The following is a 17,088-nucleotide window of genomic DNA, read 5'->3' on the forward strand; positions in this document are numbered from 1 at the left end:
GTAGTTTTTTATTACTAGTCCGCATCAACAACAACATCACCCTCAACTGCTGGTTTTCGAGTAAAGTGTAAAATCGCAGCAATAATAAATGCTCCGATAAACATATCAATCACATACCACAATGCACCTTTGGTTACACCACCAAGTGCCACTAAGCCACCAAAAGCAACCAAGGAATCAATACCATTAATCATACCTAGCATACCCGCAACTGCTGTACCAACAACGATAGCGATAATAATCCTTTTGGGGTCTTTAACGGCAAATGGAATCGCACCTTCGGTAATACCAGCTAACGATAAAAAGAACGCAGTGATACCAAACTCTTTTTCTTCTTTGGTGTATTTAGAACGAGATACCAGTAAAGAAGATATTGCTAATCCTAAAGGAGGAATTGCACAGCACATACGGAACACGCCATTAGGGCCATAAACACCTTCCGCCATAGCGGCTAACGTGAAGGCTGTGGCAGCCTTACTACAAGGTCCCCCCATATCAAGCGCAGCAAGTACACCAATCCCTATACCTAAAAATGCCGCGTTAACTTCTGACATATCTTTTAAAGTTTCCACCATTGCTTTTACAAACCAATCGAGAGGATATGACAAAATATAAATATAGATGGGCGCCATGATCAATAATGTCACAGTTGGAATGATCATCACTGGCATAACCGAAGCTATAACCGGATGGACTTTAACGGTTTTAAACCATTTAACAAAATAACCAATTAAAATCCCAAAAATCATTGCACCTATAAATCCAGTGCTAACTTGGTTAACACCAATTGGATTATTTACTACATAGCCCATAATAAACGCTGGTGCCAAGGCGGCATTACCACCAATAGAGTAAGCCATATAAGCCGCAAGCACTGGCACCATCATTGCAAAGCCGTAGAAAGCCACTTGTTGCAAATTGGCAAAGAATTGATTACTAGGTAGAATGGTGCCACCACTCACATGCCCAGTCATTAACACAATTGAAAAAAGAATACCGGAAGCAATGATAACAGGTAAAAATTTACTAATACCAGTATTCAACGATCTAAATATCTCTTTACCAATACTCTCCTTCACTTCTTTTTTGGATGATAAGGCTTCGGCATTATTAAAAATACCAGCTGTATTTTTAACCGCTTCACCAGTACTAACCTTAATCACATTTTTAAAAGGTTCTAACCGTTCAGCATTATCGATTGAAATATCTGTCGCTAATAAAATTACATCAGCACTTATCAGATCTTGCTGAGTTAACACATTATCAATACCAGCTGCACCTTGGGTTTCAACCTTACAATCCCACCCACGTTTTTTAGCTTCGTTTTCAATTTTTTGTTTAGCAATATAGGTGTGCGCCATACCAGCTGTACAGGCACATATAGCGACAATCTTTTTATTTTTTAAGGATTCTTTACTCATATAAACCTCGGATTTTTTTTGCTACAGTTTGAATATCACTATTTAATAAAACCTCAATAAAATCGTCATCAGCCAAGTTTGCCGCCAATTTGGCAATAATTGTCAAATGCTCTTTATTAGCGTTTTGTGGTGCACCGATTAGCACCACTAACTTAACTTTATTGGCATTATTCCAGACTATTCCTTGATTATATTTTGCCACGACAATAAATGGTGTTTTCACTGCTTCGCTTTTAGAATGCGGTAATGCAATATTGGGCAAAACATCAGTTTCCATCTCTTGTTCATGTTGCATAACATCAGCAGAAAATTTATTTACATCCGTTAAATAAACTTCACTCTGTTCAGCCATCAATTTAATCACCGATGACTTATGCGTAATAACATCAGTTGTTAATTCAACAGGTAAAACGGGAATTGGTTCCATAATATATCCTCCTAATTAATCACTGTTCTGTGTACAATCTTTATACATGATTTTTAAGTAAAAATATAACTGTTTATAAAAAATCGAATAGTTAGCTGATCAACGAATAAATTTGCCAATCCAACCTAGTAATAACACTATTGAACCTATTATTTTTGATTTTTTATTTCGGAAAAGCCTACAAATCATCCGGATTTATAATCTTTACTAAAAATTAGCTTGCATAATTATGATAATGTGGCAGAATTCCCTGCCGCTTTAAGCGGGTAAAAAGGCAAAACTATACTTAGTAGTTTTTTATTGTTTTTTGGGACAGAGGAGCAAATTAAGTCATGTCCGCAATAAAAATGAAACGAGTTTTAACCACACCTGCATTGATTGCATTTGGTTTAGCTTATATGGTTCCTTTAGGGATCTTTACCACTTATGGGGAAGTTACCGTTGTCAGTAATGGGCACTTACCTATAGCCTACATTATCACCCTTGCCATGATCTTTTTCACAGCATTGAGTTATTGTCGAATGGCAAACAAACTTCCTATTGCTGGTTCGGCCTACACCTATGTACAAAGAACATTTGGTGGAAAAGCCGGTTTCTTAGTTGGGTGGGCACAAATTCTTGATTACCTATTTTTACCAATATTAAATTACTTGGTTTTAGGCATCTATCTACATGAACTTTATGATAGTATTCCGGCTTATGTATATGTATTGGCATCGATTGTAGGTGTAAGTGTATTAAATTACCTTGGAATCAAGTTAATTAATTGGGCCAATATTACTTTGAATTTATTTCAAGCGTTATTCATCGTATTGTTTATTATTTTAACCTTAACAAATGTCCATTTAACACCGGAAACAATGTTAAAACCAATATCAGTGACAAGCGATGATTTTAGTGGTTTATTTTCTGGAGCGGCCATATTATGTTTAGCATTCTTAGGCTTTGACGCCATTGCGACACTAGCTGAAGAATCAAACAACGCTAAAAAGACCTTACCACGAGCAATTATTGGTACCGTATTGATTGCTGGTTGTATATTTTTAGTTGTCTCCTATTGTGCACATTTAGCCTATCCGCAATGGACTGATTTTGCTGATAATAAAGATACCGCAAGTTTGGATGTAATGCGTAGAGTGGATAACATAAGTCACTTAACCAATGTACTTGGTAAATATGGCAATGATTTTATGTATAACTTCTTCCAAACAGCCTATTTAACTGGTGTCTTTGCCTCAACTATGACAGCGCAAACAAGCGTGTCACGCATCTTTTATGCGATGGGGCGTGAAGGTGTGTTACCGAAAAGAATCTTCTATAAAATTCATCCACGTTTTAGAACACCTTATTTATCAATTATTTTTGTTTCCTGTTTTTCCCTATTCGCTTTAGTACTTGATTTAAGCTTAGTCGTATCAATGATCAGTTTTGGTGCCTTAGTTGCCTTTACCTTCGTTAATCTATGCGTAATCAAAAGCTACCTAAGTGGTTCTAAAAAAACAGTACCAATGCTTTTAAAATATGGATTATTGCCTGCAATTGGCGTATCACTTTCGTTGTGGCTATGGACCAGTCTTGAAACGACAGCGATGACGGTGGGTTTAATTTGGTTAGCTTTTGGATTTTGTTATCTACTTTATCTAACACGAGGTTTTACCAAATTATTGCCTTCAATTGATCATTCAGAATTGAATTCAATTATTAAAGATTAGATTAATCTATTAGGTCTACTTGAAAGTATTTAGTTAATGCCCTTTTAAAAAATAATCCCGTCGACCTTTGGTCGACGGGATTTTCATTTTTAAGTCAATAAAATAAGCTAGTAAAATTGCTTAAGATTATTCACCAAAGCCAGTAGCAAATAATTCGCGGATTTCATCCATTGCTGCTTGTTCATCTTCACCATCACAGATGATTTCAACAGTTGAACCACCTTTAACACCAGCACCAAGTAACCCCATCATACTTTTTAATTTAATGGCTTTATCGTTATAAACAAGTTCAATTGATGATTTATAACGGCCAGCTAATTTAACAAGCGTCGTTACCGGGCGTGCATGTAAACCAGTTGCATTTTTTACTACCATTTGCTCTTTTAACATATTATAGTCCTTACTTATATCTAATGTTAATACAATACCCGTATTTATATCATAAATTCATTTTTTTTGCTCTTTTTTAGCATTATTTTTTAAAATTTATTCATATCACACTGTTTTTTAATAACTATCGATTAATAAAACTAAAACTACTCCACCCAAAAATATCTCACCACATGAAAAAATATTGGTGCAGCAAAGCAGATAGAATCGAAGCGATCAAGTATGCCACCATGGCCATCGATAAGCCTTCCCCAATCTTTTACTCCGCGATCACGTTTAATGGCCGACATCACTAATCCACCAAAAAAGCCCAAAAGCGTAATCATTAATGAAATTAATCCCGATTGCAGAAAAGTAAAAGGGGTGATCCAACACATGCAGGCGCCAATAAAACTGGCGGATAAAATGCCACCTATGAAACCTTCAATCGTTTTTGATGGTGAGATATTCGGGCTGATTTTATGTTTACCAAACAATTTTCCAAAAACATATTGCAACACATCTGATAATTGAACGATTAACACCAAATAAGCAATTAACAACAAATTACGACCTTGATAATTTTCGATATTCAACACTAATAACGCCGGTACACACGAAATACAATAAACCGTAATCATCAATCCCCATTGTACATCGGCAATTCTCTCCAAAAAATTACGAGTTGAAATCGTGGCGAATATCGCAAGCAACAAAAAGGCATATACAGGAATAAAAATACTGAATAAACCATACCATGCATAGGCGACTAAAATATATTGCATTGGTAAAGCAATTCCAAAAGCAAAAATTAACACGAAATAATCGTAGCGATTGATTGGTGTTAAAATGAGAAATTCACGTAACGCCACACCTGAAATAACAAAAAATAAAAAGATCACCGCGAGTTGCCCAAACCAAAAAGCAACCCCAATTATGCCAACCATTACCCACCATGCATTTATCCGCGTATTTAAATTATCGATAACGCTATTGGGGGATTTACAGCGAAATTTTAAAATTTGGCCAATCATTGTCGCGACTAATAAAAACAGGCCTATGCCCAAAAACAATAAACACGTATCATATTGATATTGGGACATTTAAATTCTCCTAGGTGCAGTATTACTAGTTAATAAAGGATTAATTATTGATAATAACATTAATAACCGCAAAAATGATTAAACAATTTTGCGCTAAAAATAAGATTAACTGCCTTTTAAACAACGATAAAACCCCTTTTTGGCGATCTGCAATGGTTCTTGAGGTAAATTGACTCGGCTTGATTAATTTTAAATTGGCTAACGCCCTATCCATCGCTAATAGTTCATCATGCAAATGATCCATATGATTAGTTAAGTGCTTGAACAATTTCCTATCAAATTCGATTCTTATAGCATAATACTTACTGATTAAACCGAGAATAAAGATCATCAAACAAATAATGGTTATTGGTATTGCCGAAGAACTCAGCAAAGCAACAAAAACAACTAACAGCGATAATAGCATTGAAAAAATATCAATCTGTTTACTTAGCGACAAAAAACTACAAAACGCCACTAAATCTATTTTAGTCATAGTATTAGTTGGTAACCGATTATTGTTACTTCTTAACATGTCTTTGTCCCATCTTTAATGTTTGCCAACCAGTTAGCTAAGATTAGTTGTTGCTGGTTAGAAATCACAATAGAATGCCGATGTTTTTTTACTTTGTTGATAGCTTGTTGCAGATTGTCGGCTTTTTTTGTCCATAACAACCAAGCAATAACAGCGGTTGCACTTCTGGAATATCCCAAAGCACAGCAAACGAGTAATTTACCCTGTTGCCGATATTGTTCAATAATTTGGGCTGATTGTTGACACTGCTTTGACGAAAGTGGTGTCATATCTAAAACTGGAATAAGTGTATAAGCGCCGTTAAAATGACCAATTGGCAACTCGGCACACAAATCAACCACTGAGGTAAAGCGATGTTGGTTTAATGTGTTAGTTGAAGGAATACGACCTAAATAGACGTCATCGGCTATCAAATCATCGGCTTGATGTTTAATTGTCCATATTCGCGAATTTAGCCACATAATAATAAAGTATGGTAAATAAAGCAGATTTACGGCTAACTTAAAACGGCCATTTTGTTGTTTTTGAAAACCTGAGGCACCAAAAAATAGATAATTAGTGGCAACCAATACCAATGCGCCAGCCAACCACAATAACCAAAGCGCCCATCCGGAGAGATAGATAGCCATAGTAAGGGATAACAGAGATAGGCTCAGATAGATCATCGTCCAACGATAATTTAATGGCCGATATATTGATGGTATCAGCCTATTATCAGGCCATAACCAAATGCACAAACAGCCTACCCATAATCCAGTTGGAATATCAAAAAAATGATGCTGCCAAGTGGTTAAAACAGAAAGAGCAATTAGCAAACACCAAAAATGTAATATATAACGCCCTAATCCCCGAAAATATTGAGCATAAAATTGCCATAAAATAACTAATAACGTGATATGTAATGATGGTGCTTGATTAAATGGTTTATCAAAACCCATTAAAATATCAAACAGTAAACCAAAAAATCCATCCAAAACGGGACGGTCAAAATAGAATTTAAGCGGAAAAAGTAAGAAGCAAATAATACAAATCACTTGCGCGGTTAACAGTCGTAAACCAAGGGTTTTCAAAGATTGCCAAGAAGTTGTCAATAAAATGGCAAGACCATACATCAGATCGATAGACCAATAAGGCACAATCGTCCATGGCCAAAGTGGAATAGAATGTTCCCAACTAAAAAATAGACTCGGCACATCCTGACGTTGCAAAGTTAGCCAGTTAGTAAAATTATAACTGGCAAAAAAGAACAACGACAAACCGACTAACCACACACATTTATAAACATTTAGACGGTTGAATAGTTTTGGCATAATCAATGGGAATTTCGTTGAGCGACAGAAACCGTAAAAATGCCCCACTGATCGACCAACATGGTTACTTTACTAAATCCCGCTTCCTCAACTAACTGATCCATCTCAAGTTGTGTTCGTCGTCTCATAATCCACGGTTGTCCTTGTCGATGTGAAGTTAACGCTCTGGCTATAAATTCTAATTGCGGATGCCAAGGTTGATTGGTATAAATTAGATACCCGCCATGTGGAATCACATCGGCCAATCCTAATAAAGACTGGCGCAACAATTGATTATCACCAAATAATTCATATAATCCTGATACTACCGCTAAATTAGGTTTAGGTGATAATTGTGAAAGCTCTTCACGACTAAAAGCATCGCCTTTTTCAAAACGGACAATATCACCTAACCCTTGTTGCGCAATTAGTGCTTGTCCATCACGGATATTAATATCACTATAATCACGTAATAAAACCGAATTGGGTTTATCGGCAATTTGATTAATGGTTTCTAGAATGTAGCGACCATGTCCTGCAGCAATATCAACAATGTTAACTTGTTCAGATTGTTGTAACTGTTCAATGGTCTGTTTTAATAGTTGCTCTAGATGAGTCTTACGTTGTCGAATTCCTCGCCAACCAATTGATTGTAAATAGAGATAATCAAAAAAACGCCCAAGTTTAGAGGTTCCAGACGGTTCATTTCGATAGATATAATCAAGCGTACTGCCAGAATCAAAACCCGTTTCAAAACCCAGCTTAATACCATCCGACATTTTACTGGCATATTTTAAGGTTGATCTAACAAACTGCCAATACCATGGTTTGATCCAACCAGATGGAGGTAAAGCTAATCTATCGGTTTCCATTCGGGTATAACCAACCCGATCGGCATTAGTTAACAGCGGAACATTCGGTTGATTCGCAAAACAGCCTTGAATAAACTGTCGAGCTCTGGCGATAGCCATGTTTCGATCTTTCTCACCAAAGGTATCATGATAGAATTTTGGTAAAATATGGAACTCTTTTTGGATTGTTCCTAAATTATCATAAAAGGCTTTTTGTGGTTTACGTCGCACTACAAAATCAGAGCCAGAAACTAATAACTGAGTAGGTACAGTGATAGCATTGGCATCTTTGACAATACGATCCGCTACCGCATAAAGGTCAAGTAGTAATCTGACAGAAATAGGTCGCGTAATTAAAGGATCTTTATTAAAAGAGTCTGCGCGATTAGCATCATGGGTTAACAAGTTCGGTTTAACATAACTATTTACAAAGAAATTGCCTTTCAAGTTATACAACAAATTAAGCCCAGATACGGCAAATGGAACATATAATTTAACGCTAAATGCTGGTGAACCTAATACTAATGCACGAATATTTGGCACATAATCATGCACCCAAGCGCTGGCAATTACCGCGCCAACACTCTGAGCAATAATGGCAATATCTTGCATATTTAATGAATATTCTTCAATGATATGTTCAATAAAACAGTTAGCATCTTTGATTAACGTAGCAAAATTAGGGGCATCACCGCGTTCACCTTCTGATTGACCATTTCCTCTCGCATCCCATGCAAAAATATGAAAATCGGGTAACTCAAGTTCATCGGCTAAATGCGCTATTCGTCCAGAATGTTCATGACCACGATGAAAAAGTACAATTGCTTTTGAAGATGATTGGCTGGCGACAGCAGGCCAATAGCGATAAAATAATTGACAGCCATCATGGCTAATAAACATCTTTTGTTGTTCTTCTCGCATAGCTTATTCCTTTTATTCCCTTTTATTCCCTTTTATTTTTTGATTCTTGTAATCCTTTTTTAACTCTATTAATTACCGTAATTAATAGCAAAAAGATAATAAGCCACAGTAGTGTATTAAGCCAATCAACTGGCAACAGAGAGGTAGCGATACCTAAACTTATTATACTAAAAATAAAAGCCCGATCGCTTTTACCCATAGGACCATCATAACGCCGTGAACTACCAATCATCATACCGAGTACACCGGCATACTCAGTTAAAAATGATAACAAAATGACTAAAATCACTAGACTAACATGGATCTGTTTTAATTGAGTAAAGATTAATAGTAATGCCGAATCTGAAACCACATCACAGATCTCATTTAAATAAGCACCAAGATTCGATTTTTGGTTATATTCTCGGGCTAGCATGCCATCAATAGCATTGAGCGCCATCCGAATAAACATCCAGATCGGTATTAAGCCAAACAACCATTGATGATCAGCAAAATAGCCAACTAACATAGCAACCAATATCGAACCTACACAAGCGGTTAGCGTGATCTGATTCGCGGTAATGTGTGATGCATATAACGATGTTACATAAGGACGAAGCAGTGCTTGAAAGCGCGATTTTAATTGATAGATTGAAAACACGGTCCTTCCTTTTATATGTTATATGCAATTAAACAATACGTTGTAACTGGGCATACTTTAATGAACTTACCATAAAATGCAAACGGTTGAGAACATTAACCTCACCAGCACCATCATCAAAATCCAAATAGAGCAGATTCAGTTTTGGATTAAGATCGCGCATACGCTTCTCCACCCCTTTAGACACAACATGATTAGCAATACAACCAAATGGCTGTAAACTAATAACATTATTAATGCCATGCTCAGCAAAGGTCATAATACCCGCAGGTATTAACCAACCTTCACCATATTGATTGGCCAAATTCAAAATTTCCTCTGCTTTTTTCGCCATATCACGAATATTGTGAAATGGTTGATAATATTTAAAGCCAGACAATATTTCATTTGTTTTATTAATATATCTTTGGGCTACTGTTTCAAAAAAATAAAGCAAATAAGCCACATAACTTTTATTAACAATATTATTATTTACATTGGAATCATAGTTAACAAAAGTTTGGGCAAAAAATTCAATCATGGGCGGGATGACTGGTTCAATTCCCTGATCGATTAACCACTCCACACTATGTTGATTACCAAAACTATTATATTTAACATAAATTTCGCCAACGATCCCAATTTGCGGACAATCCTTATTTAACGTCTCGATTTGATTAAAATGATCGACCGCTTCTTTTAACAGTGCAAAAATCGCTTTTTTGCCTTTATGTTGATTGATGAGTTGTTGTAACTTTCTGATATAAAGCTCTTTCAATTGGTTTGCTTGTTGCTTAAATTTTGCTCTAGGCGCAATCGAATAGAACATTTTCGAGATAGAATCAGTAAACAACATAGCAAAAAAAGTTGTTGGCAATGTTTTTAACCAATTAATTTTAAAACCAGGTTGTTCAATTTCGTTAATATTACCAAGACTAAGAGAGACTATCGGGATATCTTCAAACCCATTACTAATCATTGCTTTTTTAATCAAGGAAAGATAACTACTCGCTCGACACTGGCCACCCGTTTGGGTAATACCGATTGCCACTTCATCACGCTGATATTTACCAGAATTTAGCGCCTTAATAATGTCACCCACAATAATTGTTGCTGGATAGCAAATCTCATTGTTACAATACTTTAATCCCCATTCAACCGAACTTTTATCTGGTTTTGGCAAAGTCTCAAGCTTATAACCTGACAAAGCAAAAATTGGCGGTAATAATGGTGAATAAAAATCGGAGATATAAGGCGCTAAAATAGTCCGTCGTTGTTTATCTTGTTTAGCAAAAATAGCCGTCTTTTTACGCTCAACCACTTTTAATGGTTGTTGGTGATTCATACGGATTGACTCAATAATCGAACGTAAACGCAAACGCACCGAACCAGTTGCGGTGATCTCGTCGACCCGAATTATTGTACAGGTCTTACCTTTTGACTCTAAAATCGCCTTACACTCATCGGTGACAATCGCATCAGGACCGCAACCAAATGAATTAAGTTGTACAAACTGAATATTTTTCGGTTGCTCAGCAACAAAACTCGCTGCGGCATATAAACGGTTTGGATAACTCCATTGCGAACAGATTTGCAACTCAGGGGATAATTGATTAATCGCCCCTAATACTGAATCCTCAGTTATCACATCACACCCCAAGGCATTTAAAATCTCTGGGGTTTTATGATTAATTAAACTATCGCTATGGTAAGGGCGACCAGCTAAAATAAACACATATCGTCCCGTCTCTTTAGCATTGTTCAACACTTCAACTGCCTTGTTATACAGTGACTGTTTATATTCGGCTTGAGCAACTAATGCATCAGCAAAAGCCTGATTGGCTACCTTTTTTGTAATTCCTAGCGATGTTAAATAATTGATACAGCCCTTTTTTAATAATTTCTGGTCGCTAAAATTAATTACCGGATAATCCAAGGGTACATTGTATTTGGTTTGCGGATTGATGGCACTATTTACCACCTCAGCATAACTACTGACAATCGGGCAGTTATAACTATTAACGGCATTATCAAAATGGTCAGCCTCAAACACCACCATCGGCATAAAAATACGATCAACCTTCTGTTCGATCAGTTCCATAATATGCCCATGTACCAGTTTGGCAGGAAAACAGATACTATCCGACATCACCGTACCTGCCCCTTTCTCGTAGATATCGTGGGTAGAATATGGCGAAAGTGTCACATTAATTCCACTATTGGTTAACAAGGTATGCCAGAACGGAAAATTTTCATATTGACCTAACACCCGAGGAATGCCAACATTAAGCTTAGCTTGAGCATTATGAATATTGGTTCGCTCAAATAACAGCGCGTTTTTATAATCAAACATATTAAATGCATTTTTATCTTGATATTGATTATTACTTAAAAAGCGCTCGCACTTATTACCCGAATAATAGCGCTGCCCATTAGCAAAGCGATAAATCATAATGTCGCATTTATTCTCACATCCCTTACAGCGTGAAGGCTTGGCCTTATTATCTTCGGCTTTTTGTAGATTATCTAAACCAATAAATTGTGATGGAGTTTGATCTTGCTGATAGTGATTTTTCGCCACTAACGCCGCACCATAAGCCCCCATCAACTCAGGAATATTAGAACTGGCAATCTGTGCACCAGTCAACTGCTCTAAAGCTCGAAATACCGCCGGATTTTTAAAAGTTCCGCCTTGCACCACAATATGATCGCCCAATTTACGCATATCATGTAATTTCAGTACTTTATGAATAGCATTCTTAATCACCGAAAAAGCTAGCCCAGCTGAAATATCACCCATCGTGGCATTTTCACGCAGAGCCTGTTTCACTTTAGAGTTCATAAACACTGTACAGCGTGTGCCCAAATCACAAGGGTTATTAGATTTACACGCTGCATCAGCAAAATCGATGGTATTGGAATTAAGGGATTTAGCGAAAGTCTCAATAAACGAACCACAACCCGATGAACAAGCTTCATTTAACTCAATGTGATTTACCACGCCATTAGCGATAAAAATAGCCTTCATATCTTGGCCGCCAATATCCATGATAAAACTCACCTTAGGATCGATATGTTTAGCCGCGGCAAAGTGAGCCATCGTCTCAACTAAACCATCATCGATGGCAAAAGCAGCTTTCAACAACTCCTCACCATAACCGGTAACACCACTGCGAGCAATCACAATGTCCTTACCAGATGCTGCAATCTCATCCTTAAGTACGGTTAAACCTTTAATAAGTGCGGTAATTGAGTGACCGTTATTTGGTGCATAATAAGTAAAAAGTAGTTCATCATCTTCACTAATCAAAGTAATCTTAGTGGTAGTTGAACCACTATCGATACCTAAATAAGCATTTTGCTTTTGATAAGCACTTAAAGCTAAGCGAGGAATTTCAATATATTTGCGTTTTTGTTGCCAATCAGCAAAAGATAACGACTGATTAAATAATGGTTTTAAGCGAAAAGATTGATTAACTTGAATTTTAGTTGACGCATTTAACCTATCGATAAAATCATTTAGCTTGAGCTCACTACGCTCAATAGCATGAATTGCCGCCCCCCAAGCTGACAACAAAGTAGGATGTTCGGTGGTCACAATTTGATCTGCATTTAATTTCAACGTCTCTAATGCAGCTCGACCTAAAGTTGGTATAAATGAAAACGGTCCGCCAATCAACATTACTTTGGGAACAATATCATAACCACGGGCTAAGGTATTAACCAATTGAATACAAACCGCATGTAATACAGAATAAGCAATATTTTCTTTGGAGACATTACGACTAATTAAATTTTGCACATCGGTTTTGGCAAACACTCCACAGCGTGAAGCAATCGGATAGACTTTATCATGTTTAGTTGCCAGCAGATCAAACTCCTGCACTGGGGTATTAAGCAAGGTTGCCATCTGATCTATAAAGGCACCTGTACCACCGGCACAACTACCATTCATACGAATATCTGGTGGACGATCAGGAAAAAAGAAGATCATTTTACTATCTTCTCCGCCGATATCGATTAATGTGCGTACTTCAGGATATTTACGTTGTACTACTTCCGATGCTGCAACTACTTCCTGAATAAAAGCGATATCAGCCTTCTCAGAAATTCCCATTCCAGCAGAACCTGTTACCTTCACTGATAACGTAACATCATCACCAGTCTGCTGTTTAATTTCATCTAAAAGGGATAAAACGGTAGGTACAATATGGGTGTTATGACGAACATAATTGGTATAAATAAAATTATCCTGTTCATCAAGCACGACACACTTAGCTGTCGTAGAACCAACATCCAATCCAAGTCTATACATTTTTGGCATAACAAACTCACATTTTGCAAATTAGACTTAACCTATAAAAGGATCACAAAAATCTAGAAATAATTATCATTTTTTATGAATTTATTATAGCGAAATCTTTCAAATTTTTAATCAATTTGTTTGGAAAATGATATTTTTGGATATTTTTTAACTAGCAGAAACTAAAGAAAATAACGCTAATTGGCACTAATCCTGCGCCAAACCCTGCTTAGCAATAGCGATCACATTCTTCAAATCGACACCTTGAGCTTTTGCCGCAAAAATACACCCGCAATAGCATTGACGATAAACATCGTACTCCTTACAAAGTTCGATAGAACGCTTATAACCGTTATTCTTCTTAAAATCAGAAGGTAAATAATTAACCGAAAAAATCTCCTGTATCTCAAAACCAAGTTGGTTAATTTTTTGACTATTCTTTTTAGGACTCAGTGTTAATGCACTAGCAAAATAGTCAAAACCCAACTCCTGAGCCTTGATTGCAGCCAAATCTAAGCGCATCTTATAACAAAGATGACAACGCTCTCCGCCTTCTGGTGCATCACGCAAATGCTCCACCTGCTTAATAAATTCAGCCGGTTGGTATGGGGCTTCTAAAAACTGCACATGGTTATTGGTTTTTTGATTAAAGTCGGCAATAAACTTTTGCTGAACCTTACTGCGATATTCATATTCTACGCGGGGGTGAATATTGGAATTAGCAAAATAAATCGTAATATCGGCATACTGAGCCAAATACTCCAGCACATAAGTACTACACGGGGCACAGCAACTATGAATTAACAATTTTGGCCGAGCCGACGCCAACTGCCAATCAGCAATCACCTCTTGCAACACCGAATCATAATTCACTTTATTATGTGGATTTAATTTTTCGAGAATATCTTTGGCATTGATTAACATTGGGACTCTTTAATTTATTTTGTATTATTAATAGGAATTTGGGCGGATATAATATAGCGAACCGAAAAGGCGTTCAAGTTTAAAGAAGATGATTGTTTTCAAGGATAAGTTAAGTATACCTAAAATTCCGCCCCTCAGTTTTTTTAAGAAATGGGCTAGTGTAATACAAAATATTGAGCCAAAGTGACCTTAAAAAGAACCAGATTTCTAAATAGCTTACACGGCAGTAAATTAGAACATTATACACAATAATCATTGTTTAAAAACCGATTGTTCGGTTTATCCCTGTACCTACGGGGAACGCCAGCCAAAGCAGTGCCGGTAGTCGCCCTTTTTCGGTATATCCCTGTACCCACAGGGAACCTGCATTTATTTATTTTATCACACAGTATGTAGCGGTTTATCACTATGTGTATAGGGAACACTTAGAAAAAAGTCCGAAATGGACGCTATGAATCAATTAATAACGCCCTAAAGACAAAGAAAGGGGAAAAATAATAGAAAAAGTTAGTTATTTTTTTACTCAATACCGTGATTCAATTTATTAACAATCCATACTCGTAGTTTTTTACCCAATGATCTAGATGAAAAAACCCAGTATCCCTTAATTTCGTTTGGAACAGTTACAGATATAAAATAGCGTTGATTTTCAGGGATGTCATTATGAAGTTGAACTGGTTGATTATGATCAAATTCAATATCTGAATTTAATTTATTAATGATCCACTCTGTTAACGTTAAGTTATTTTTTTTCGCCTCTTTACTCCACTTTTGTTTTGTTCTAAAAGTGATAGCAAATTTAACTACTGTAGTTTTCATAAAATACTCCTTGAAAAAATAACTATAAATATATAAAAAATATAAATAGTTACAACTAATCCTTCTATATACAGGAAACACCATATACAGCCCCTGAGAGTGTTACTAGTAAGCGGTTTATCCCTGTGCATACAGGGAACACTTCAGATTCATCTTTTTTGTCGTCATCTTCGCCGGTTTATCCCTGTGCATACAGGGAACACTACAGCAGACATACCAGAACGATCATTAGTTCCGGTTTATCCCTGTGCATACAGGGAACACATCATAATCTTTTATGAAGTAAATACGGATCGCGGTTTATCCCTGTGCATACAGGGAACACAATTATCAACATTTTGCGAATTGGTCCACCGCCGGTTTATCCCTGTGCATACAGGGAACACAAATCAAACTCAACAAAATCATTTTTAACGGGCGGTTTATCCCTGTGCATACAGGGAACACATTAATTTGAAGAAGAAAATTTATCAAATCTTCGGTTTATCCCTGTGCATACAGGGAACACTCTAATTATAACTTATTGTTTTATAATTGAAATAATTAGTTGGAAATTTCTACCAACTTTTTTAACTGTAATGTCATCCCAAAGGTGGGGGGTATTACCATTCAATTCTGTTAAATTTTGAATTATAAATATCAATCTCATTAGCAACGAAATTAAATGATAAACATACATTAATTTGAATTTTATTGATCGCTATTGAAAAATTGTAATGAAGATGCAGACTATTTTTTTCTAAAAACATGACCAACTTATCATTACACAAATCAAATACTCTGTAATAATATTTCTATATAGTTTCCTAGTAATTACGTTGACGACACAATTATCTAAATTAATAGCTCCAAAATCTCTACTGTATACCATCTAGCTACTGGATCCCTTCATCGAATTTACTAGCAGGCAAATCTTGATAGCGAGGTATTCCGCAAACTGATAACCTTTTACTGCTGTCATCAATGCGAATGAACGTGTTTTAGCACTACCTCGACCACCATGTGCGCCAAGATATCTGACGTTCTCGTCAACAAATACAGATATCAGTTTTTTTGGTAATTGTATTTGTGCTGTTGTCATAATTTACTCGTCTGGTGGAACTAACTCCACCCTGATAGGTTTAGGTGACATACTGCCCCGTCTGATGATTGGTGATCTATTTCTTGTTTTTCGCTATAACCATAATTAGATAGCATTAACTTGGTTTTACACATAAACTCTGTGCTATTCTTTGGCGCTATCTCCTGACAATAATACTTTTGCCAGCCATCAATTATTGATCGGTTGTAGTTGATGGCGTTGGTTAGATTTACAGCCAACAAAAGAACTAATTGCTGAATTAAATAACAACCAAAACCCTTCTACGGGCTAGGTAGAATTCTGACTTTGGTCAATAAATAATCACTACCACAGAGGTATCATCAATGCGTCAGTGTGATTGACGTAGATTGTAGAATTAGTTGCGGTGCGTTTTCACACCGATTGAAATTGAATTTGCTGAATTTTAGGCACAAAAAACCGCTTAATAAAAGTGTCCAACTTTATGGGGTCACTTCATTGGGCGGTTTATTTTTTCAACTATACTCGTATAAAATCGAGTCAATTAAATACTTCAAATAAGATGGTTCGCTGAATAAATGAATAGATTCCACTTCTAAATGACGCATAATTTCCTCACCGTCTTCCAAGATGGAAAGAACTAGTGAGGTGTCTCCATCATTTTCAGAAGTACTAACAAACTTCACTGATAGTTTACTTTGTTCCGCTAGTCCAACATTTACGTTGTCTATAATATTATTTATATAATTCAATTTG

At 36.3% G+C, this 17,088-nt stretch carries 12 protein-coding genes, 1 pseudogene and 1 CRISPR repeat array; of the genes and pseudogenes, 1 reads left to right on the forward strand and 12 read right to left on the reverse strand.

From position 1 onward, the window contains the following. Window positions 1–14 precede the first annotated feature (14 nt). Both DKK70_RS08720 and DKK70_RS08725 read right to left on the reverse strand, forming a co-directional pair. Window positions 15–1,421 (reverse strand): PTS fructose transporter subunit IIC, encoded by a 1,407-nt coding sequence (locus tag DKK70_RS08720; RefSeq protein WP_110433653.1) that lies wholly within the window; start codon window positions 1,419–1,421, stop codon window positions 15–17. Next, window positions 1,414–1,848, reverse strand: a complete 435-nt coding sequence (locus DKK70_RS08725; RefSeq protein WP_110433654.1) for a PTS sugar transporter subunit IIA — start codon at window positions 1,846–1,848, stop codon at window positions 1,414–1,416. Before DKK70_RS08725 ends, DKK70_RS08720 begins: the two co-directional genes overlap by 8 nt. A gap of 332 nt (window positions 1,849–2,180) precedes the next feature. Between DKK70_RS08725 and DKK70_RS08730 the strand changes: the two genes are divergently transcribed. Beyond that, window positions 2,181–3,560, forward strand: coding sequence for an APC family permease (locus DKK70_RS08730; RefSeq protein WP_110433655.1), 1,380 nt, complete (start codon window positions 2,181–2,183; stop codon window positions 3,558–3,560). A gap of 126 nt (window positions 3,561–3,686) precedes the next feature. On the opposite strand, the gene DKK70_RS08735 is transcribed toward DKK70_RS08730, so the two are convergent. The 10 genes and pseudogenes from DKK70_RS08735 to DKK70_RS17515 all read right to left on the reverse strand — a co-directional run. Next, window positions 3,687–3,950 (reverse strand): HPr family phosphocarrier protein, encoded by a 264-nt coding sequence (locus tag DKK70_RS08735; RefSeq protein ID WP_110423585.1) that lies wholly within the window; start codon window positions 3,948–3,950, stop codon window positions 3,687–3,689. A 146-nt stretch (window positions 3,951–4,096) separates the two neighbouring features. Continuing rightward, window positions 4,097–5,032, reverse strand: a complete 936-nt coding sequence (locus DKK70_RS08740; protein WP_110433656.1) for a phosphatidate cytidylyltransferase — start codon at window positions 5,030–5,032, stop codon at window positions 4,097–4,099. A gap of 40 nt (window positions 5,033–5,072) precedes the next feature. Further along, window positions 5,073–5,507 (reverse strand): hypothetical protein, encoded by a 435-nt coding sequence (locus tag DKK70_RS08745; protein ID WP_181415956.1) that lies wholly within the window; start codon window positions 5,505–5,507, stop codon window positions 5,073–5,075. Between the two features lie 32 nt (window positions 5,508–5,539). Continuing rightward, entirely contained in the window at window positions 5,540–6,856 is a 1,317-nt protein-coding gene (locus tag DKK70_RS08750) for a phosphatase PAP2/dual specificity phosphatase family protein (RefSeq protein WP_110433658.1), read from the reverse strand. Window positions 6,857–6,858: 2 nt separating this feature from the next. Next, a complete protein-coding gene (locus DKK70_RS08755; protein ID WP_110433659.1) occupies window positions 6,859–8,607 on the reverse strand; it encodes a bifunctional alpha/beta hydrolase/class I SAM-dependent methyltransferase in 1,749 nt (582 codons plus the stop codon). Window positions 8,608–8,629: 22 nt separating this feature from the next. Then, the gene (locus tag DKK70_RS08760) at window positions 8,630–9,247 is read right to left on the reverse strand and encodes a CDP-alcohol phosphatidyltransferase family protein (protein WP_110433660.1); all 618 of its coding nucleotides are present in this window, start codon (window positions 9,245–9,247) and stop codon (window positions 8,630–8,632) included. A gap of 28 nt (window positions 9,248–9,275) precedes the next feature. After that, complete coding sequence (locus DKK70_RS08765) at window positions 9,276–13,550, reverse strand: acyl-CoA dehydratase activase-related protein (RefSeq protein ID WP_110433661.1); 4,275 nt, start codon at window positions 13,548–13,550, stop codon at window positions 9,276–9,278. Window positions 13,551–13,736: 186 nt separating this feature from the next. Continuing rightward, window positions 13,737–14,453 carry an epoxyqueuosine reductase QueH gene (locus tag DKK70_RS08770; RefSeq protein WP_110433662.1) on the reverse strand — a complete coding sequence of 239 codons (717 nt, stop codon included), beginning with the start codon at window positions 14,451–14,453 and terminating at the stop codon, window positions 13,737–13,739. Window positions 14,454–14,972: 519 nt separating this feature from the next. Then, the gene (locus DKK70_RS08775) at window positions 14,973–15,272 is read right to left on the reverse strand and encodes a hypothetical protein (RefSeq protein WP_110433663.1); all 300 of its coding nucleotides are present in this window, start codon (window positions 15,270–15,272) and stop codon (window positions 14,973–14,975) included. Between the two features lie 113 nt (window positions 15,273–15,385). Beyond that, window positions 15,386–15,781: a CRISPR direct-repeat array (repeat unit 30 nt; unit sequence CGGTTTATCCCTGTGCATACAGGGAACACA). Window positions 15,782–16,200: 419 nt separating this feature from the next. Then, a pseudogene (locus DKK70_RS17515) lies at window positions 16,201–16,353 on the reverse strand (PBSX family phage terminase large subunit); the annotation flags it as partial. Window positions 16,354–17,088 lie beyond the last annotated feature (735 nt).

It is taken from the genome of Gilliamella apicola (genome assembly GCF_003202655.1).
Classification (GTDB): domain Bacteria; phylum Pseudomonadota; class Gammaproteobacteria; order Enterobacterales; family Orbaceae; genus Gilliamella; species Gilliamella apicola_R.